Genomic DNA, 19,425 nt, shown 5'->3' on the forward strand with positions numbered 1-19,425 from the left:
ATCAAGGCAGGATGCTATAAACGCCGGCTAGTTAAGTTGTATGAATCTATCAACATTCGCAACCGCCGTCTCTATGTAAAAGTCTGATAATAGCGGATGATGATATTCTTTTTCCGTAAGGCAAACTTAAAGTTAAGCTTATTTGAAAATAGCACACTGTAAAAGTCGTAATGTTTTATACGCGTTATACGGGCTTCGCATAAAAAATACATAAATTTTTTTAAAGATTAATTTAGGATAAAGATAACAAGCAGCGTAAATACACCTTCTATTACGAATGATGCATTCGCTCACCACATCCTATAACCACAATTTAATAAAGGTTATTAGCCAATAAAAAGAGCGTCCCGCAGTGGTGAACAAACGAACAGATGTGATATAGTTCACAAAAATCATGTAACAGAAACAGTGTTTCATTGATGTGCATGCCCGCCGATAGCCAGAGTGCCACACCTGTTGTGAACAACCCCGTGCTGTCCTGGGCATCAAGACTTTTTGAGGACGTTTTTCATGGCAACAATAACAACTGGCGTAGTTCTTCTGCGGTGGCAACTGCTGAGCGCAGTGCTGATGTTTTTAGCCAGCACGCTCAATATCCGTTTTCGTAAATCAGATTATATTGGCCTGGCCGTTATCAGCAGCGGTTTAGGGCTGGTTTTCGCCTGCTGGTTTGCAACCGGATTGCTCGGCATCACCCTGATGGACGTGTCCGCTATCTGGAATAACATCCAGTCTGTGATGGTAGAGGTGATGAGCCATACGCCGCCAGAGTGGCCGATGGTATTAAACTGATCAAAAGAAAGCGTCCGACTGAACTAAAATTTCAATCGGACGCTTATTTTTAGGTTAAGTGAACCCATTCAAAGCTATGAACTACCACTCCATACGGAAACCCGCGTTAACCTGCCAGTTCATATCAATGTCACCTCCCGCCGATCTTTCCAGATCAACATACAACCGGGAGTTATTGTTCTGAGTGAGATGGATATTGGTACCTATACCATAGTTGATCCAGGAGTCACTTCCCCCTTCGCTCACTTTCAGTGCGGCATCTTTACCCCAAACGGTGACATCACGATCGCCAGCAAACTCATGCAGCAAATCCAGCTTCACGTAAATATCGCTATCCGGGCGCGATTCAAACCGATAACCTCCGCGCAATCCGACACGGCCAATAACGCTGTCTATATCGTTTTGACGGACTTTCAACCCACTACTGGTGGTGTAACTGGCCTCATCCAGATAGGTATACACGAGCTGACCTTGCGGTTCGATAAACGTAGAGTTTCCTAAGCTAAACTCGCGACCGTATTCTGCGCTGGCGCTGATTGACCATGTGCTGCTATCTGCAAAGCCAGAGTTACCGTATGTGTTCCTGTAATTGAAGTCACTTTCATGGCGGCTATATTTCAACACCAGATCCAGGTAATCTTGTTTCTCTGGGCGATTCCATGCAGCATAAAGTGAACCACCGTAGTTCTTGTTATCGCCAGTACCATAAGTGAAGTCGGCATTGCCTCTCATGTAATGCGCGGCAATCCCTCGCGTCCAGACAGACGATTCGCCTTCGTCTTTGTTGTCATAACCGAGTTGCCAGAAGCTATACAGGTTTTTGAAGTAGCTCCCAGTATCACTCTCTATTTCACCACCTTTATAGCGTATCCACAGACCATTTTGCTGCTGATCCTAGCGGAGTTCGCCTAAACGCTTATTCAGGCTGTCGATTTCAAGACGGGCGGTCGCCATTGCGTAGTTCAGCCCAGCATTGGCGATCACGGTGTTACTACCTGCGCTGGCTTTCGTCGAAACACCCGTGATATACCAGTTGGTACCGTACTGGCTTTGCGGATCGCCTTCACGGATATCAGAACGCAGCAGTGGTTTATAGTCATACACATACTCGTTCGTAATATCGACTTTATCGTACGCTTCGAATGTCACATTACTTGCCGCATCGGCAACCCAGATATCTTCCTTCAAATCAGTGAGCTTGTTGATATTCAACGCTTCAATCGCATGTGTACCGCCGGTACTACTTTTAACAACTTCAATGAAGTCGCTGCCGTTACGTCGCTGCTCATCCGTTTTATTGGTATTGACATCAATCAGGAAAATACCGTTGTTCCCTTTCAAATCATGAATTTTAACGGTTTCGTTGATACTCTGATTGGTGTGCAGGTTAAAACCATGCAGGTTTACCGTACCGCCGTCTTTCAGGGTGATGGCACTGATTTCCGCATCTTTACCATCGGGGATCCAGTGGGCGTTATTCGCCAGCGTAAGGTTGAGATCGCCGCTCCATTTTCCGGTTTTTTCATCAAAGTAATTAGCTTCATGCCCATGCCAGTATGAATCTGCACCCTTAAGCGTAATATTCATCTGGCTTGTATTAGAATAAAGTTTATCACCGAAGTCGAGGTTACCTAATACATTAACCTTGTTGCCTCCAGCCTGATTAATATTAACGACACCACCGTCTTTAGCACTGACCGCATCACTTTTTGATGAGCCTTCCGGGTAACCGCTATTGTTCTCCAGGAGTTCTTTAAAGTTACTGGCATAGGTATTAATGTAAACATCGCCACCGTTTGCCGTAATGGTTGAACCCGCACCCCGAGCATAGACTCCGTTATTAGCCAGCGTTGCATCTTCGCCCTGTTTGGTGTGCTCAACTTCAGAACGAATGTACACATTGCCGTTCACAGACACATCCGCACCACCGCCTACATATAACGCAGTATTGTTGTGTGTATACTTATTGCCAATTAGGAAATTATTTTTAAGACTAAAATTGTCGACAGTCACTTTGGTGTCGCTGCCTTCTGCAGACAACCCAAAGAAGGCTAACCCGGCACGATGCTCCTGCTCCGTGGTCCCGCTAATATTGACGTTGTAATTACCAATATGATACTCACCGCCCTGATCACTCGTGATGTTGCCAATCTTGACCTCAAGACCGTTACCTTCGCCTCGCACAGGATTATCAATTTTAACCGTAAAATCGTAGTTGTTGTCGCCGGCAATCGTATCTTTGATGCTGAAACCAGGGAGCTCGGGGTCCTTACCGATATAGTTCAGTGTATAATCTTTAGCGAATGCTGCCCCAGAATATAGCGCATTACTAATGCTCACCGACAAGGCTAAAGGCAATATTACCTTAGCGTTATTCTTCCATTGATACATATATAGACTCCGAAGTACAAAAGAATATAGAAATATCAAGACGACTATCAAATCCTCATTAATAAAAAGAGATCGGAGAGCAATACACTTGTATCAATGATGAATTGACAATCTCAGAGCATTATTTAATGCGGTACATCACGCTGTCAATATTTTTTGAATCGTGAAACAAATAACTTCGCAATAGTTTATTTAAATTTGATTGCTATCAATGTTATTAATTGCATATATTAAAATAGTAATTATAAACAATGATTATATTTCGTTTTTCCTTGCAAAATATTCGAATATTATATGTGAGAAGATCGTCAAATACAAAAAAGCCCCATTTAAATGGGGCTTTTCATTCATTACGGTAATAATCGTTAAATCACGATCAGAACGGAATGTCGTCGTCAAAGTCGATTGGCGGTTCGTTAGACGGCGCTGCCGGAGCGGACTGCTGCGGACGAGACTGTGCACCGCCGCTGAACTGGTTGCCACCCTGCGGCTGCTGAGGCTGACCCCAACCACCCTGTTGACCGCCACCTGCATTACCGCCCGCCGGTGCACCGCCGCCCTGACGACCACCCAGCATTTGCATGGTGCCGCCGACGTTCACAACAACTTCAGTCGTGTACTTCTCGACACCTGACTGATCGGTCCATTTGCGGGTACGCAGCTGACCTTCAATGTAGACCTGAGAACCTTTGCGCAGATATTCGCTGGCGACTTCCGCCAGTTTGCCAAACAGCACAACACGGTGCCATTCAGTCTGCTCTTTCATCTCGCCGGTCGCTTTATCACGCCAGGATTCGGAAGTAGCCAGCGTAATGTTGGCAACTGCACCACCATTCGGCATATAGCGTACTTCCGGGTCCTGGCCCAGATTACCGACGAGAATCACCTTGTTTACGCCTCTGCTGGCCATGATCGTGTCTCCTGAAAAACGTTTCTTAATAAGTGTAAGCGCGGGATTGTAGCATTTCCAATAGCGCTTTTACTACGTTGAGAGGTGGATTCCAGTAAACAACCTCAGCCAGACATTGTTACACAGACACCTGCGTTTTGCATTCCAATACTGTATATCCATTCAGGTCAGGTTGTGTCATAATTAACCGTTTGTGATCGCCGGTAGCACCATGCAGCCAGGCAAAAAAGCGTTTAATCCGGGAAAGATGAATGGATAAGATCGAAGTTCGGGGCGCCCGCACCCATAATCTCAAAAACATCAACCTCGTCATCCCGCGCGACAAGCTGATTGTCGTCACCGGGCTTTCGGGCTCAGGCAAATCCTCGCTGGCTTTCGACACTTTGTATGCCGAAGGGCAGCGTCGTTACGTTGAATCGCTTTCCGCGTATGCGCGTCAGTTCCTGTCGCTGATGGAAAAACCGGATGTCGACCACATTGAGGGGCTGTCGCCAGCCATCTCAATTGAACAAAAATCGACATCCCATAACCCGCGATCCACGGTAGGCACCATTACCGAAATTCACGACTACCTGCGCCTGCTGTTTGCCCGCGTCGGTGAGCCGCGCTGTCCGGATCACGACGTACCGCTGGCAGCGCAGACCGTTAGCCAGATGGTGGACAACGTGCTGTCACAACCGGAAGGCAAGCGCCTGATGCTGCTGGCACCTATCATCAAAGAGCGCAAAGGCGAACACACGAAAACGCTGGAGAATCTGGCAAGCCAGGGTTACATCCGCGCCCGTATTGACGGTGAAGTGTGTGACCTGTCCGATCCACCAAAGCTGGAGCTGCAAAAGAAACATACCATTGAAGTGGTCATCGACCGCTTTAAAGTCCGTGACGACCTGTCACAGCGTCTGGCGGAGTCTTTTGAAACCGCGCTGGATCTCTCCGGTGGCACGGCGGTGGTTGCCGATATGGACAACCCGAAAGCGGAGGAGCTGCTCTTCTCCGCCAACTTTGCCTGCCCTATTTGCGGCTACAGCATGCGCGAGCTGGAACCTCGCTTGTTCTCGTTCAATAACCCGGCGGGCGCATGTCCTACCTGCGACGGTCTCGGCGTGCAGCAGTATTTCGACCCTGACCGCGTGATCCAAAACCCAGAGCTATCGCTGGCTGGCGGCGCTATCCGTGGCTGGGATCGTCGTAACTTCTATTACTTCCAGATGCTTAAGTCACTGGCAGAGCATTATAAGTTCGACATAGAAGCCCCATGGGCCAGCCTGAACCCAACGGTTCACAAAGTGGTGCTGTACGGTTCCGGCAAAGAGAATATCGAATTCAAATATATGAACGACCGCGGTGATACTTCCGTACGTCGTCACCCGTTTGAAGGTGTGCTGCACAATATGGAGCGCCGTTATAAAGAGACGGAATCCAGCGCGGTACGCGAAGAATTATCTAAGTTCATCAGCAACCGACCGTGCGCCAGCTGTGAAGGCACGCGCCTGCGTCGTGAAGCGCGCCACGTGTTTGTTGAGAACACACCTCTGCCTACTATTTCTGACATGAGCATCGGTCATGCGATGGATTTCTTCAACAATCTCAAACTTGCCGGTCAACGGGCGAAGATTGCGGAGAAAATCCTTAAAGAGATTGGCGACCGCCTCAAGTTCCTGGTTAACGTCGGTCTGAACTACCTGACGCTGTCGCGTTCGGCCGAAACGCTCTCCGGCGGCGAAGCCCAGCGTATCCGTCTGGCAAGCCAGATCGGTGCGGGTCTGGTCGGCGTAATGTACGTGCTGGATGAACCGTCCATCGGTCTGCACCAGCGCGATAACGAACGCCTGCTGGGTACGCTTATCCATCTGCGCAATCTGGGTAATACCGTGATTGTGGTTGAGCACGATGAAGATGCGATTCGCGCCGCTGACCATGTGATCGATATCGGTCCTGGCGCGGGCGTCCACGGTGGACAGGTGGTGGCGGAGGGGACGCTCAATGACATTATGGCAGTGCCTGAGTCACTGACCGGCCAGTATATGAGCGGCAAGCGCAAGATTGAAGTGCCGAAACAACGCGTGCCTGCTAACCCGGAAAAAGTGCTGAAGCTCACCGGTGCGCGCGGCAACAACCTGAAAGATGTCACCCTGACGCTGCCGGTTGGCCTGTTTACCTGTATTACCGGCGTATCCGGTTCCGGTAAATCAACGCTGATAAACGACACGCTGTTCCCGATTGCTCAGACCCAGCTCAACGGTGCCACGCTGGCTGAACCTGCACCTTATCGCGACATTCAGGGGCTGGAGCATTTCGATAAAGTTATCGACATCGACCAGAGCCCCATTGGTCGTACGCCACGTTCCAACCCGGCAACCTATACCGGCGTATTTACACCCGTCCGCGAACTGTTTGCTGGCGTGCCGGAATCACGCGCGCGCGGCTACACGCCAGGGCGCTTTAGCTTTAACGTGCGCGGTGGACGTTGTGAAGCCTGTCAGGGCGACGGCGTAATCAAAGTTGAGATGCACTTCCTGCCGGATATCTACGTGCCGTGTGACCAGTGCAAAGGCAAGCGCTATAACCGCGAAACGTTGGAGATCAAGTACAAGGGCAAGACTATCCACGAAGTGCTGGATATGACCATTGAAGAGGCGCGTGAGTTCTTTGATGCCGTCCCGGCGCTGGCGCGTAAACTGCAAACGCTGATGGACGTTGGCTTGACTTATATTCGCCTTGGGCAGTCCGCAACAACCCTTTCTGGCGGCGAGGCCCAGCGCGTGAAGCTGGCGCGTGAGTTATCAAAACGCGGTACAGGACAAACGCTGTACATCCTCGATGAGCCGACTACCGGTCTGCACTTTGCGGATATTCAGCAGTTGCTGGACGTGCTGCACCAGCTCAGGGATCAGGGCAACACCATCGTGGTCATTGAGCATAATCTGGACGTGATTAAAACGGCCGACTGGATTGTCGATCTCGGTCCGGAAGGGGGTAGCGGCGGCGGAGAAATCCTGGTTGCCGGTACGCCGGAAACGGTTGCAGAGTGTGAAGCCTCACACACCGCCCGCTTCCTCAAACCACTGCTGTAGTTACTCATGCCCGATGGCGCAAGCTATCGGGCCTACAGGATAGACGTATTGGGTTGTAGGCCAGATAAGGCGCTTACGCCGCATCCGGCAAAAGGCTCAGAACTGCGCCAACATCCTGCGTTTATCTTCTGGCAGCGTCTTGATAGCCTGTTGATATGAGGCGTCCACCAAATAGTAAATTTGTGAATCTGGCAGCGAACCATCTAGGTACACCGTGCTCCAGTGCGCCTTATTAAGATGCCGGCTTGGCCGGACATCGCTATGCTGCTGGCGCAATAACTCGGCCAGTTCAGGGCTGGTTTTCAGCGACACAGCAGGGCGTTCTTCCACCTCTTTTACCATCGCAAAAAGCACATCTTCGACTTTAATTTGCGTGGCTTTCCAGTCGCTGTGCACGCTCTGTTCGGCACCTGTTTTCGCCATGCAGTATTGCAGCAACTCCGAGTTCGTCATCTTTATTCCCCTTACCAGCAGCTCGCCTAATGAGAACATCTTTTACTCAGTGTGCAGCAACTCTGCCAAAGGTAAAAGCCAGCAACGCAAATTTGTTTAAAAAATCACCAATAAAGAACCTGTACCCTCAGTATTCTGAGTTTACAATCACCTCTTCACCATACGCCCCGGCCTGCGGCAGCGGCTTATAGGTCGAGTTGGAGGCGCGTAAAATGCGAATACCGCGGATCCCAACGTCGCGTGCAGCAGTGATGTCATTGTCGGAATCGCCGTAGAACATGCGGATGTTTTTATCCTGCAGCCACTGCGTTTTGGTGTTCTGTCCGGCTTTATCACCGGCGAAGATAACCGGATTCATGTTGGCAGGTGGAATATGAAAGTTATCGGACAGCGTTTTGGACACCGTTTCAGTTTTTGTCGGGCTACGCCCCGTGACAAAAAAGATGCTGTCGCCGCGACGAACATGCATATCAATCAACTGACGCGCCACTTCTTTTGGAATACTAAATTCATCCCAGCCGTTGTTCATTTTCTCCCAGAACGCTGGATTCTTCAGGTAATCCTCATTCTCCGGGGAGTAAGTTTTTTTACCACGCCAAAAACCCGGGCTGGAAAAAAGAACGGTGTCATCAATATCGAATCCGACGGCCATCGGCGGACGTCCGGTCAGGCTATTTTCAATCTGGGCAACAGAGACCCAGTGAACTGGAGACTACTCAGCGAGTTTTGCAACGTTGGTGCCTGGATTAAGCTGAGGAGGGGAAGAAACTAAAGCCAGAGCGGAATGATTAAACGTGAATAACAAGCAAACGGCACTAAGTGCCAATGTGATCTTGCGCATATTTTTCCCTAAGTAGTCAGTTAGTTATCATTTTTTTATTAACAACTGGTCAAAAAACTACCTGACCTTACCCCCTGGGGAAGGTGAAAGAAAGGGGTTTCTCTCGTTTTGTTACAGAAAAAGAGGATGATCACACAGAAAAAGCGAGCCTGATGGCGCGACGCTTATCAGGCCTACAAACGAAAAATCCAATGCTTTGTAGGCCGGATAAGGCGTTTACGCCGCCATCCGGCAACACTGTGCGAGAAATGACAAATCCGGTTACATGACAGCAGCAAACGCTTTTGCCACACGCTGGACGTTACCGTGATTCAACCCGGCGACGCACATGCGGCCGCTGGCGATCAGGTAAACCCCGAACTCATCGCGCAGACGATCGACCTGGGCGACACTCAATCCGGTATAGCTGAACATGCCACGCTGTTGCAGCAGGTAGTCGAAGTTGCGGCCCGGTATCTCGGCATGGAGAACATTGACCAATTCCTGACGCATCGCCAGGATGCGGGTGCGCATCGCTTCCACTTCCGCCAGCCAGTTGGCTTTAAGCGCGTCATCGCCCAGTACGGCGGCAACTACCTGCGCCCCAAAGTTAGGCGGGCTGGAGTAGTTCCGACGCACGGTGGCTTTTAACTGCCCCAGAACACGGCCTGCAGTCTCGGCGTCTTCACACACCACGGAGAGACCGCCAACACGCTCACCGTATAAAGAGAAAATTTTAGAGAATGAGTTGCTGACCAGGGCGGGTAATCCGGCGCTGGCAATGGCGCGGATCGCATAGGCGTCGTCTTCCATTCCCGCCCCAAAACCCTGATAGGCAATATCAAGGAATGGGATCAGATCGCGAGCCTGCAGAATCTCAATAACCGCATCCCACTGCGCAGGCGTCAAGTCCGCACCGGTCGGGTTATGACAGCATGGATGCAACAGTACAATGCTGCGTGCGGGTAAAGTCTTTAACGTTGCTAGCAAGTCGTTGACGCGTACGCCGTTAGTCGTGTTGTCATACCAGGGGTAAGTACTTACTTCGAATCCAGCCCCTTCAAAAATCGCGATGTGGTTTTCCCATGTTGGGTCACTGACCCAGACGCCAGAATCAGGGAAGTAACGCTTCAGAAAATCCGCACCTACTTTTAGCGCACCTGATCCCCCCAGCGTCTGAATCGTCGCCACGCGCTGCTGCTGAAGAACCGGGTGTTCTGCACCAAACAACAGTGGCGCAATGGTGTGGCGATAGCTGTTCAGACCTTCCATCGGTAAATACAGCGACGCACCCTGCGGCTGAGCATTGAGCCGGGCTTCCGCTTCGCTTACGGCGTTAAGCTGAGGGATTATCCCGTCTTCGTTGTAATACAGACCGATGCTGAGATTCACTTTGTCACGACGTGAATCTTCCTTGAAGCGCTCCATGAGCGATAAAATCGGGTCGCCGGCGTAGGCGTCAACTTTTTGAAACACGTGGTGGTTCTCCAGGTTTACAGACAGGGGATAAGAACACAATAAACCGGAAGCGGGAGAAGATCGAGAGGATGTTGAGAGGATTATTGCCGGATGGCGGCAGAACCGCTTTATCCGGCAGACAGCCAGATTCAGTCCACGTACTTCATCGCTACCCTTGATGTCAGGCGCGTGATAAGTTCGTAAGCACTTACTTTCGTTATTTCAGCAATGCGTTCAACGGGCAGACCATCGCCCCACAGAATCACCGGATCGCCGGCTTTTTCCTGCGCTTCTGGCCCCAAATCAACGCAGATCATGTCCATAGCCACTCGACCAACAATCGGCACTTCCCGACCATTGACCAGTACCGGCGTGCCGGACGGCGCCGCACGCGGATACCCGTCGCCATAGCCCATCGCTACCACGCCCAGGCGCGTGTCACGCGCGCTTTCCCACGTTCCACCATAGCCAACAGGTTCGCCCGCTTTGTGCTCGCGCACGGCGATCAGGCTGGAGGTGAGCGACATCACCGGCTGGCAGCCAAAATCAGTCCCGGCGGAATGATTCTCCAGCGGCGATACGCCATACAGAATTAGCCCCGGACGCGCCCAGTCGAAATGGGACTGCGGCCACAGCAGGATACCGCCAGATGCGGCAATAGAACGCTGTCCCGGCTTGCCTTCACAAAAGTGATTGAAGATCTCAAGCTGCTTTTCCGTCGCGCCGCATTCGGGTTCGTCTGCACGGGCAAAGTGGCTGACGATGTTGACCGGCTGACGCACGTTTTTACAGTGGGTCAAGCGTTGATAAAACGCCTCAGCCTGCTCCGGACGTACGCCCAGACGGTGCATCCCGGTGTCGAGCTTCATCCAGACGGTGACGGGTTCCGCCAGTTCAGCCGCTTCCAGCGCCGCAAGCTGCTCCTCATTGTGCACGGCAGTATGCAGCCGCTGTGCGGAGATGGTCGGCAGATCGGAGGCATCGAAAAAACCCTCCAATAGCAGGATGGGTTGCGTGATCCCACCCGCGCGCAGTCGCAGAGCTTCTTCAAGACGAGCGACACCAAAAGCGTCCGCATCAGGGAGCGTTCGCGCGGTCTCTAACAGACCATGGCCGTAAGCGTTCGCTTTCACCACCGCAACCAGTTTACTGGCAGGTGCCAGTTCACGCAGACGTTGCAGGTTGTGTCGCAGAGCGCGGCGGTTAATGACAACAGTTGCCGCTTGCATTTGAATTCCTTAATAAATGGACGACGGAGCGTTACTCATCGTCATACTGTGGTCCGGCATAATTATCGAAGCGTGACCACTGGCCGTTAAACGTCAGGCGCACCGTACCGATTGGGCCGTTACGTTGCTTACCAATAATAATTTCCGCGATGCCTTTTAAGTCGCTGTTTTCGTGATAAACCTCGTCACGATAAATAAACATGATTAAGTCGGCATCCTGCTCGATAGACCCCGATTCACGGAGGTCCGAGTTGACCGGACGCTTGTCGGCGCGTTGTTCCAGAGAGCGGTTAAGCTGCGACAGCGCCACCACCGGCACATGCAGTTCTTTTGCTAATGATTTCAGCGAGCGCGAAATTTCAGCAATTTCCAGCGTACGGTTATCGGAGAGCGACGGCACCCGCATCAGCTGCAGGTAGTCGATCATAATCAGTCCGATACCGCCATGTTCACGGGCGATACGGCGTGCGCGCGAACGCACTTCCGTGGGCGTCAGGCCGGAGGAGTCATCAATGTAGATATTTCGTTTCTCCAGTAAGATCCCCATGGTGCCGGAAATTCGCGCCCAGTCTTCGTCATCCAGCTGACCGGTACGGATTTTGGTCTGGTCTACGCGCGACAGCGATGCCAGACAACGCATCATGATCTGTTCGGAGGGCATTTCAAGACTAAAGATAAGTACCGGCTTATCCTGCAACATCGCCGCATTTTCGACGAGGTTCATTGCAAACGTCGTTTTACCCATCGACGGACGCGCGGCGACGATAATCAGGTCCGACGGCTGTAGACCGGCAGTCTTTTTGTTGAGGTCGTCGTAGCCGGTATTCACCCCGGTGACGCCGTCATGCGGCTGCTGGAACAGCTGTTCGATGCGCGCGACGGTGGCGTCGAGCACCTCGGTAATATTTTTCGGGCCTTCGTCTTTATTGGCGCGGCTTTCGGCGATTTTAAAAACGCGGGATTCCGCGAGATCCAGCAAATCTTCACTGGAACGCCCTTGCGGATCAAATCCGGCCTCCGCGATTTCATGGGCTACCGAAATCATGTCGCGCACGACGGCGCGTTCGCGGACGATATCCGCATAGGCGCTTATGTTCGCCGCACTTGGCGTATTTTTAGATAACTCAGCCAGATAGGCAAAACCGCCGACGCTGTCGAGTTGCCCCTGCACTTCCAGCGACTCGGCCAGGGTTATCAGATCGATGGGTTTGCCCATCTCCTGCAAACGATGCATTTCGGTGAAGATATGCCGGTGCGGTCGGGTGTAAAAATCCTCCGCGACGACACGCTCGGCAACATCGTCCCAGCGTTCGTTATCCAGCATTAAACCGCCCAACACCGACTGTTCCGCTTCAATCGAGTGCGGCGGTACTTTCAGCCCGGCGACCTGCAGATCGCGGTCACGAGCATCAGTCTGTTGTTTGTTGAAGGGTTTATTTCCTGCCATAGTGAATGGAGTTACCGAGATAATGATTGGGTCGAAAGATTACCACATTTCTGGAGGAAGCATGGCAACACGTATTGAATTTCACAAGCACGGCGGCCCTGACGTACTGAAGGCTGTGGACTTTACGCCCGTTGATCCGGCCGAGCATGAAATCCAGGTCGAAAACAAAGCGATTGGCATCAATTATATCGATACCTACATCCGCAGCGGACTGTATTCGCCCCCTTCTCTGCCCAGCGGACTCGGCACCGAAGCGGCCGGCGTGGTCAGCAAAGTCGGTAGCAAAGTAACCCACATCAGCGTTGGCGATCGCGTGGTCTACGCCCAGTCAATGCTCGGTGCCTACAGTTCCGTACATAATGTCCCCGCCGATAAAGCCGCCATTTTACCGGATGCCATCTCGTTTGAGCAGGCTGCCGCGTCCTACCTGAAAGGGTTAACCGTTTTCTATCTGTTGCGTAAAACCTATGAAATCCAGCCTGACGAGCCGTTTCTGTTCCATGCCGCCGCAGGCGGCGTTGGTCTGATTGCCTGCCAGTGGGCAAAAGCATTGGGGGCGAAGCTAATTGGTACCGTCAGCACTGCGCAAAAGGCGCAAATTGCATTACAGGCCGGCGCATGGCAGGTGATTAACTATCGCGAAGAGAGCATTGTCGAGCGGGTTAAAGAAATTACGGGCGGTAAAAAAGTCCGGGTAGTTTATGACTCGGTGGGTAAAGACACCTGGGAAGCTTCGCTGGACTGCCTGCAACGCCGGGGATTGATGGTGAGTTTTGGTAATTCGTCCGGGCCGGTGACCGGCGTTAACTTAGGTATTCTGAACCAGAAAGGCTCGCTGTACGCCACACGCCCTTCTCTGCAGGGTTACATCACCAACCGCCATGAATTGACCGAAGCCAGTAATGAGCTATTTTCACTGATTGCCAGCGGCGTGATTAAAGTCGATATCGCGCAAGGTCAGACGTTTGCGTTAAAAGATGCCCAGCGGGCGCATGAAGTACTGGAAAGCCGGGCCACGCAGGGGTCGAGTTTGCTGATCCCGTGATACTTCCCCCTTAAATAATTCAAGCAGCCAACACGCCTGCGGTTTGAATTATGACGGGGAAGAAAAGAATTAGGGCTTCCCGTAGGAAGCCCTTTCTTTTTTTAGTTCGGCTGTATGTAGGGTACAGCTCGATGAATTCGTTAACCGCGCAATAGTGACAGATTTAATAATCAATTCCTATTTGGTTCTAAAGGCAATGTTGCAGGTTGTGATGTACCGCTCAATACCTTAGTAAAACCGACGGTTATTGCGCTGATAGTGCGGGACTTTTGGCGCTTTTATGGCCTTGATAACCCACACCACGGCGACAGCCAATAACAGCCATGGCAGTAGTTTAATCATCAGCGCAAACATCCCGCCGAGGAACATCACGGCGGTCGCCACCATCAGCGCGGCCAGAATCCCCAACAGCGACACGCCGGTGACCATCAGCATGACAAAAAAGCCAATCACAAAAAGTAGTTCCAGCATGATGCTCTCCCATAATGAATTTCTGCTTAAACCATTACAAAAATCATGCCAGAATTAATTGATTGATTTATAAAGAAAACGCCCCGAGATAGTGCGCAGGGCGTGGTGAAATTGACTAACTTTTGGTGAACAATTAACGTTTGTCTGCTACCAGCTTCAACGCATGTTCCAGCACATTGATATCCGCACCGGCTTTGTGCGCATTTTCGCTCAGGTAACGACGCCACTGACGCGCGCCCGGAATGCCCTGGAACAGCCCCAGCATATGGCGGGTAATATGTCCCAGATACGTTCCCTGGCTCAGTTCCCGTTCAATATACGGGTACATGGCGCGCACCACGGCAACAGGGTCCACGTCAGCACCCGTTGAACCGAAAATTTCGCGATCCACGGACGCCAGAATACCGGGGTTCTGATAGGCTTCACGTCCCACCATCACGCCATCCATATGTTCAAGGTGCGCTTTCGCTTCTTCCAGCGATTTTATGCCGCCGTTGATCGACATGGTCAACTGCGGGAAATCACGCTTCAGCTGGTACACGCGGGCGTAATCCAGCGGTGGGATTTCACGGTTTTCTTTCGGGCTCAGCCCGGACAACCAGGCCTTGCGCGCATGAATGATAAACATCTCACATTCTCCTTTGCCGGAGACCGTGTTGATGAAATCACACAGAAATTCGTAGCTGTCCTGGTCATCAATGCCAATACGGGTTTTGACCGTCACCGGAATTGATACCACATCGCGCATCGCCTTGATGCAGTCAGCAACCAGTTGCGCATTGCCCATCAGGCAGGCACCAAACATCCCGTTTTGTACGCGATCAGAGGGACAGCCCACGTTGAGGTTTATCTCGTCATAGCCCCGCGCTTCCGCCAGCTTCGCACACTGTGCCAACGCGGCCGGGTCGCTACCACCAAGCTGTAAGGCTATCGGATGCTCTTCGTCGCTATACGCCAGATAGTCGCCTTTACCATGAATGATTGCCCCGGTGGTTACCATCTCCGTATAGAGCAGCGTCTGGCTGGACAGTAAGCGCAAAAAGTAGCGGCAGTGTCTGTCCGTCCAGTCGAGCATCGGCGCGATAGAAAAACGATGTGCAGGGAAAGCGGTGGACTGAGATTCAGGCAGCATGGCGAATAATTAAGCATCCGGTTAAAAAAGGGGCGCCACTATAGCATAGACCGCGACGATAGTGAGCCACATCGTCACGGCCCCCCTCATGCTATTTCGATCCGGGTTTACCGTCGTGGGAACCAAAAAACTGTGGTGGATGGTCAACCCAGCGATCCTCGCGCGTGGCCGCATACACCGGATTCAGTGGGTAGTAGATGCGGTTGAATTTTTTATTTGCCTCGCCGACGACCAGCAGTCGCACCTCTTCACTGGTGTTATTGATAAAGGTGTGACACACGCCGGTTCCCGCTGGAAATCCGACGCTATCCCCCGGTTCCAGCTTCCATAAATAGCCGTTAATCCAGGCCTCCGGATACCCTTCCAGCACGTAGATAAACTCTTCTTCGTCGCTTTCGGCGTGAGGGTACGAGGTGCGACGGCCCGGAGGCAGGCGTTCATGGTGAATGCCGAGGCGACCCAAGCCCAGCTTACGAGCAAGCGGTGCGCCGATAGAAAACAGCTCATCGCTTCCGGGATAGGTAGCGTCGTCAGCCCCCTCCACATCACGCCAGTGGCGAATACAATCCGGTCTTTTCATTTTATATTTTCCAGTATTGCGATGCGTCAGGTATAGCACACCACGGCTGATCTCGGCGTTTTATGCAGAACATGATAAAGTAAGGGATTAACCTTCCACGCAAATCGAGGCGCCAAAATGGAAAGAACCCCTACGCAGGAGTTGCTGGCTCACGCTGAAAAACTCTGTGCGCAACGTAACGTGCGACTCACGCCGCAACGCCTCGAAGTGCTGCGCCTGATGAGCCTCCAGGAAGGGGCAATCAGCGCATATGACCTGCTGGATTTATTACGGGAAACTGAACCACAGGCTAAACCGCCTACCGTCTATCGTGCGCTCGATTTTCTGCTCGAACAAGGTTTTGTCCACAAGGTAGAATCCACCAACAGCTACGTGCTTTGCCATTTGTTCGATCAGCCCACCCACAGCTCAGCGATGTTCATTTGTGACCGCTGCGGCGTGGTGAAAGAAGAGTGTGCGGAAGGCGTGGAAGACATCATGCATACGCTGGCGGCCAAAATGGGCTTTGCCCTACGTCATAACGTAATTGAAGCGCATGGCCTGTGTCAGGTCTGTGTGGAAGTTGAAGCCTGCCGTCATCCTGGCGACTGCCAGCATGATCACACGATTCAGGTAAAAAAGAAGGTCGGGCGCTAAGCGAGAGAACGTACATCCTTGTACATTCAGGCGGGAGGGGATAATTACCAACGGTAGTCGTTGCGGGTTTCCCAATCCTTCACTTCTTTCTCCGCCTGATCTTTCGCATAACCGTAACGTTCCTGGACTTTACCCACCAGCTGGTCACGCTTACCTTCAATGACCGTCATATCATCATCGGTCAGTTTGCCCCATTGCTCTTTCACTTTACCTTTCAACTGCTTCCAGTTACCACCGACTTCGTCTTTATTCATCATCAAATCCTCATCGTTAGGTTGTGAATAGCGAGAGTGCTGCGTCCAGACACGCTATGTTTTTTGCTGGACGTGAGAATAAGTGTAGTCAGTGATTCTGAGTTCTATTTATTATTCGGAATTTTTAACCATACGAGTCAGGAAAACCAGGTGCCATTTCGCCAGTGACGCCGCCAGATAAAAGCCAGCGAGAGTCCGCGCAGCGCCAGAAAAACGGCAAGTGCCAGCCACAAACCGTGGTTACCTAACAGCGGTAACGTGAATAAGGTTAAGCCGAATCCCGCAGCGGCAACGGCCATACTGTTACGCATTTCCGCAGCACGCGTTGCGCCAATAAACATGCCGTCCAACAGGTAACACCAGACGCCCACCAGTGGTAACACCACCTGCCAGATAAGGTAACGATCGGCCAGTTGCTGAATCTGCGGTAGTGAGGTCAACGACGCAATAATGTGCTCGCCAAACAGGGCATAGACCAGTGAAAAAAGGATCGCCACAATGCCCGACTGTCGACACGCCACGCGCCAGACATCCAACAGTTGGCTGCCATCCCGCGCACCATAAGCCTGACCAGAGTGCGCTTCCACGGCATAGGCAAATCCGTCCAGCGCATAGGCGGTGAAGGTCAACAGGGTCATCAGAACGGCGTTGACCGCTATAATATCGCCCCCGAGACGCGCCCCCAGTACAGTAATCGCACCAAAACACAGCTGCAGCAACAGCGAACGCAGCATGATGTCGCGGTTAAGCGCCATCAGACGGCGGAAGTTTCCGCGCCATGCCTGTTTCAGCATCATGAGCGAAACACCGCGCAGGTGGAGAACCTTGCGCACCATCAGCAGGCCAATCAGCAACGTGGCATATTCGGCAATCACCGTCGCCAGCGCGGCGCCCTGCACGTTCATATGCAGCCCCATCACCAGCCATATATCGAGCACAATGTTGAGGATATTGCCGACAATCAACAGGATCACCGGTGCTCGCGCGTACTGAACGCCCAGCAGCCAGCCGAGCAGTACCAGGTTCGCCAGCGAGGCAGGCGCGCTGAGCCAACGGATCTCAAGGAAGCGCCGGGCCTGTTCCAGTACCGCTTCGCTCCCCCCCACGATGTGTAACGCCAGATCGATAATCGGCGTACGAAATAGCGCAATTACCGCCCCCGCCCCCAAAGCCAGAATCAGCGGCTGCACCAGCGCACGGGCCAACGCCTGCGGATTTTTTGCGCCAAATGCCTGAGCCGTCAGCCCGGTGGTACTCATGCGTAGAAAGAGCAGCAGCATAAAGAGAAAACTGGTTGCCGTCGCACCCACTGCGACGCCACCCAAATAGACCGGGCTATCCAGATGACCAATCACAGCTGTGTCCACCAGTCCCAGCAGGGGAACGGTGATATTAGAAAAAATCATTGGCAGGGCAAGGTGCCAGAGCGCTTTATCAGAGGAGGTAAAAAAAGGCATACAGGAGAGCCTGAGAAGACGTTAGAGATACTGGAAAAAGTCGTATAGGCCCGGTAAACAGAGTGCCACCGGGCACGTTGCCGGATGACGACGTAAACGTCTTATCCGGCCTACAGGAAATCAACAGATCGTTACAGCCATTCACCGTTACGGATAACGCCGACGGCCAGTCCTTCAATGGTGAAGTTCTGCTCACGCAGGTCGACAACGATCGGTTTGAACTCGCTGTTTTCTGGCAGAAGCTCGACCTTATTGCCCTGTTTTTTCAGGCGTTTAACCGTCACTTCATCATCAATGCGGGCAACAACCACCTGGCCGTTACGCACGTCCTGTGTCTTATGCACTGCCAGCAGATCGCCATCCATAATACCAATATCTTTCATTGACATACCGCTGACGCGCAGCAGGAAATCAGCATTAGGTTTGAACAGGGATGGATCAACCTGATAGTGGCCTTCGATGTGCTGTTGCGCCAGCAGCGGCTCACCTGCAGCAACGCGGCCTACAAGCGGTAATCCTACCTCTTCTTCATGCAACAGACGAATACCACGCGATGCGCCAGAGACGATTTCGAGCACCCCTTTACGCGCCAGCGCTTTAAGGTGTTCTTCAGCCGCGTTTGGGGAACGGAATCCCAAACGCTGCGCGATCTCCGCACGCGTCGGTGGCATACCTGTCTGGCTGATGTGATCCCGAATGAGATCAAACACCTCTTGCTGCCTGGCCGTTAACGCTTTCATTCCGCCCCCTGGGTGTATATACAGTTATGCTGTGAGTATATACAGCTAAAGGCGATTTTGGAACCGCAAACTGCACAAAAAACAGGAGATTTATGAAGTTGTGGAATCCTTATCGAAAATGGGACCACAACAGGATGCCCCAGGTGATCAGGGCGACAAAAATAGACAGCAGAACAGCCGCCGACCCCATATCTTTCGCTCGACCGGAAAGTTCGTGATACTCCGATCCAATACGGTCGACCACTGCTTCAATAGCGCTGTTTAAGATTTCAACGATCATCACCAGCATGACTGAACCAATCAACAACACACGGGTAATGGCGTCGACGTCCAGCCAGCAGGCGATGGCGACGCCCAGCAGTACGGCAACGCTTTCCTGACGAAATGCTGCTTCATTTATCCATGCGGCGCGAAAACCTTTCCACGAGTAGCCAGCAGCTTTGATAATTCGGGTGAATCCAGTGGTATTATTGGCCATCAAAAGAACCTTTTTACATTATTAGCGTCAATGTCATTGTAACGTTACCCCGTTTGTT

Annotated in this window: 16 protein-coding genes and 2 pseudogenes; 4 read left to right on the top strand and 14 right to left on the bottom strand. The window is 52.0% G+C overall.

Features of this window, described 5'->3' with window-relative positions; genetic code table 11:
- The first annotated feature begins 510 nt into the window (after positions 1 to 510).
- Positions 511 to 792 (top strand): YjcB family protein, encoded by a 282-nt coding sequence (locus tag FDW98_RS09490; protein WP_096758704.1) that lies wholly within the window; start codon positions 511 to 513, stop codon positions 790 to 792.
- 81 nt (positions 793 to 873) lie between these two features.
- On the opposite strand, the pseudogene FDW98_RS09495 reads toward FDW98_RS09490, so the two are convergent.
- Both FDW98_RS09495 and ssb1 read right to left on the bottom strand, forming a co-directional pair.
- Positions 874 to 3,183: pseudogene (locus tag FDW98_RS09495) on the bottom strand (autotransporter outer membrane beta-barrel domain-containing protein).
- Positions 3,184 to 3,559: 376 nt separating this feature from the next.
- Positions 3,560 to 4,093 (bottom strand): single-stranded DNA-binding protein SSB1, encoded by a 534-nt coding sequence (ssb1, locus tag FDW98_RS09500; protein WP_096758705.1) that lies wholly within the window; start codon positions 4,091 to 4,093, stop codon positions 3,560 to 3,562.
- Positions 4,094 to 4,344: 251 nt separating this feature from the next.
- On the opposite strand from ssb1, the gene uvrA reads away from it, so the two are divergent.
- The gene (uvrA, locus tag FDW98_RS09510) at positions 4,345 to 7,167 is read left to right on the top strand and encodes an excinuclease ABC subunit UvrA (RefSeq protein WP_096758707.1); all 2,823 of its coding nucleotides are present in this window, start codon (positions 4,345 to 4,347) and stop codon (positions 7,165 to 7,167) included.
- 96 nt (positions 7,168 to 7,263) lie between these two features.
- Here the strand turns inward: uvrA and FDW98_RS09515 are convergent, their stop codons facing one another.
- From FDW98_RS09515 to dnaB, 5 genes and pseudogenes are all read right to left on the bottom strand, one after another.
- Complete coding sequence (locus FDW98_RS09515; RefSeq protein WP_096758708.1) at positions 7,264 to 7,620, bottom strand: MmcQ/YjbR family DNA-binding protein; 357 nt, start codon at positions 7,618 to 7,620, stop codon at positions 7,264 to 7,266.
- Between the two features lie 127 nt (positions 7,621 to 7,747).
- Positions 7,748 to 8,461: pseudogene (aphA, locus tag FDW98_RS09520) on the bottom strand (acid phosphatase AphA).
- Between the two features lie 261 nt (positions 8,462 to 8,722).
- Positions 8,723 to 9,916 (bottom strand): aromatic amino acid transaminase, encoded by a 1,194-nt coding sequence (gene tyrB / locus FDW98_RS09525; RefSeq protein ID WP_096758710.1) that lies wholly within the window; start codon positions 9,914 to 9,916, stop codon positions 8,723 to 8,725.
- A 131-nt stretch (positions 9,917 to 10,047) separates the two neighbouring features.
- A complete protein-coding gene (gene alr, locus FDW98_RS09530; protein ID WP_096758711.1) occupies positions 10,048 to 11,127 on the bottom strand; it encodes an alanine racemase in 1,080 nt (359 codons plus the stop codon).
- Between the two features lie 31 nt (positions 11,128 to 11,158).
- Complete coding sequence (gene dnaB / locus FDW98_RS09535; RefSeq protein ID WP_096758712.1) at positions 11,159 to 12,574, bottom strand: replicative DNA helicase; 1,416 nt, start codon at positions 12,572 to 12,574, stop codon at positions 11,159 to 11,161.
- Between the two features lie 61 nt (positions 12,575 to 12,635).
- Here dnaB and FDW98_RS09540 point away from each other — a divergent pair, with 61 nt between their 5' ends.
- Positions 12,636 to 13,619 (top strand): quinone oxidoreductase, encoded by a 984-nt coding sequence (locus FDW98_RS09540; protein ID WP_096758713.1) that lies wholly within the window; start codon positions 12,636 to 12,638, stop codon positions 13,617 to 13,619.
- Positions 13,620 to 13,847: 228 nt separating this feature from the next.
- Here the strand turns inward: FDW98_RS09540 and pspG are convergent, their stop codons facing one another.
- The 3 genes from pspG to FDW98_RS09555 form a co-directional block, all read right to left on the bottom strand.
- On the bottom strand, positions 13,848 to 14,090 hold the full coding sequence (gene pspG / locus FDW98_RS09545; protein ID WP_096758714.1) for an envelope stress response protein PspG: 243 nt from the start codon (positions 14,088 to 14,090) through the stop codon (positions 13,848 to 13,850).
- A 133-nt stretch (positions 14,091 to 14,223) separates the two neighbouring features.
- A complete protein-coding gene (gene dusA, locus FDW98_RS09550; RefSeq protein WP_096758715.1) occupies positions 14,224 to 15,222 on the bottom strand; it encodes a tRNA dihydrouridine(20/20a) synthase DusA in 999 nt (332 codons plus the stop codon).
- Positions 15,223 to 15,313: 91 nt separating this feature from the next.
- Entirely contained in the window at positions 15,314 to 15,802 is a 489-nt protein-coding gene (locus FDW98_RS09555) for a cupin domain-containing protein (protein ID WP_096758716.1), read from the bottom strand.
- Positions 15,803 to 15,919: 117 nt separating this feature from the next.
- Between FDW98_RS09555 and zur the strand changes: the two genes are divergently transcribed.
- Positions 15,920 to 16,438, top strand: coding sequence for a zinc uptake transcriptional repressor Zur (zur, locus tag FDW98_RS09560; protein ID WP_096758717.1), 519 nt, complete (start codon positions 15,920 to 15,922; stop codon positions 16,436 to 16,438).
- Between the two features lie 44 nt (positions 16,439 to 16,482).
- On the opposite strand, the gene FDW98_RS09565 is transcribed toward zur, so the two are convergent.
- The 4 genes from FDW98_RS09565 to FDW98_RS09580 form a co-directional block, all read right to left on the bottom strand.
- Entirely contained in the window at positions 16,483 to 16,692 is a 210-nt protein-coding gene (locus FDW98_RS09565) for a CsbD family protein (RefSeq protein WP_096758718.1), read from the bottom strand.
- 137 nt (positions 16,693 to 16,829) lie between these two features.
- A complete protein-coding gene (dinF, locus tag FDW98_RS09570) occupies positions 16,830 to 18,149 on the bottom strand; it encodes an MATE family efflux transporter DinF (RefSeq protein ID WP_096758719.1) in 1,320 nt (439 codons plus the stop codon).
- A gap of 131 nt (positions 18,150 to 18,280) precedes the next feature.
- Positions 18,281 to 18,889: a transcriptional repressor LexA gene (gene lexA, locus FDW98_RS09575; protein WP_096758720.1), complete on the bottom strand. Its 609-nt coding sequence runs from the start codon at positions 18,887 to 18,889 to the stop codon at positions 18,281 to 18,283.
- Positions 18,890 to 18,998: 109 nt separating this feature from the next.
- Entirely contained in the window at positions 18,999 to 19,367 is a 369-nt protein-coding gene (locus tag FDW98_RS09580; RefSeq protein ID WP_045438520.1) for a diacylglycerol kinase, read from the bottom strand.
- Between the last annotated feature and the right edge of the window lie 58 nt (positions 19,368 to 19,425).

It is taken from the genome of Citrobacter sp. wls711 (genome assembly GCF_005281055.1).
Taxonomy (GTDB): domain Bacteria; phylum Pseudomonadota; class Gammaproteobacteria; order Enterobacterales; family Enterobacteriaceae; genus Citrobacter; species Citrobacter gillenii.

Excerpts from the sequence above, each read along its gene's own strand:
- alr (WP_096758711.1), bottom strand. The coding sequence starts at position 11,127 with ATGCAAGCGGCAACTGTTGTCATTAACCGCCGCGCTCTGCGACACAAC.
- lexA (WP_096758720.1), bottom strand. The coding sequence starts at position 18,889 with ATGAAAGCGTTAACGGCCAGGCAGCAAGAGGTGTTTGATCTCATTCGG.
- FDW98_RS09540 (WP_096758713.1), top strand. The coding sequence starts at position 12,636 with ATGGCAACACGTATTGAATTTCACAAGCACGGCGGCCCTGACGTACTG.
- zur (WP_096758717.1), top strand. The coding sequence starts at position 15,920 with ATGGAAAGAACCCCTACGCAGGAGTTGCTGGCTCACGCTGAAAAACTC.
- FDW98_RS09555 (WP_096758716.1), bottom strand. The coding sequence starts at position 15,802 with ATGAAAAGACCGGATTGTATTCGCCACTGGCGTGATGTGGAGGGGGCT.
- uvrA (WP_096758707.1), top strand. The coding sequence starts at position 4,345 with ATGGATAAGATCGAAGTTCGGGGCGCCCGCACCCATAATCTCAAAAAC.
- FDW98_RS09490 (WP_096758704.1), top strand. The coding sequence starts at position 511 with ATGGCAACAATAACAACTGGCGTAGTTCTTCTGCGGTGGCAACTGCTG.
- dusA (WP_096758715.1), bottom strand. The coding sequence starts at position 15,222 with ATGCTGCCTGAATCTCAGTCCACCGCTTTCCCTGCACATCGTTTTTCT.
- FDW98_RS09580 (WP_045438520.1), bottom strand. The coding sequence starts at position 19,367 with ATGGCCAATAATACCACTGGATTCACCCGAATTATCAAAGCTGCTGGC.
- FDW98_RS09565 (WP_096758718.1), bottom strand. The coding sequence starts at position 16,692 with ATGAATAAAGACGAAGTCGGTGGTAACTGGAAGCAGTTGAAAGGTAAA.
- FDW98_RS09515 (WP_096758708.1), bottom strand. The coding sequence starts at position 7,620 with ATGACGAACTCGGAGTTGCTGCAATACTGCATGGCGAAAACAGGTGCC.
- pspG (WP_096758714.1), bottom strand. The coding sequence starts at position 14,090 with ATGCTGGAACTACTTTTTGTGATTGGCTTTTTTGTCATGCTGATGGTC.
- dinF (WP_096758719.1), bottom strand. The coding sequence starts at position 18,149 with ATGCCTTTTTTTACCTCCTCTGATAAAGCGCTCTGGCACCTTGCCCTG.
- ssb1 (WP_096758705.1), bottom strand. The coding sequence starts at position 4,093 with ATGGCCAGCAGAGGCGTAAACAAGGTGATTCTCGTCGGTAATCTGGGC.
- dnaB (WP_096758712.1), bottom strand. The coding sequence starts at position 12,574 with ATGGCAGGAAATAAACCCTTCAACAAACAACAGACTGATGCTCGTGAC.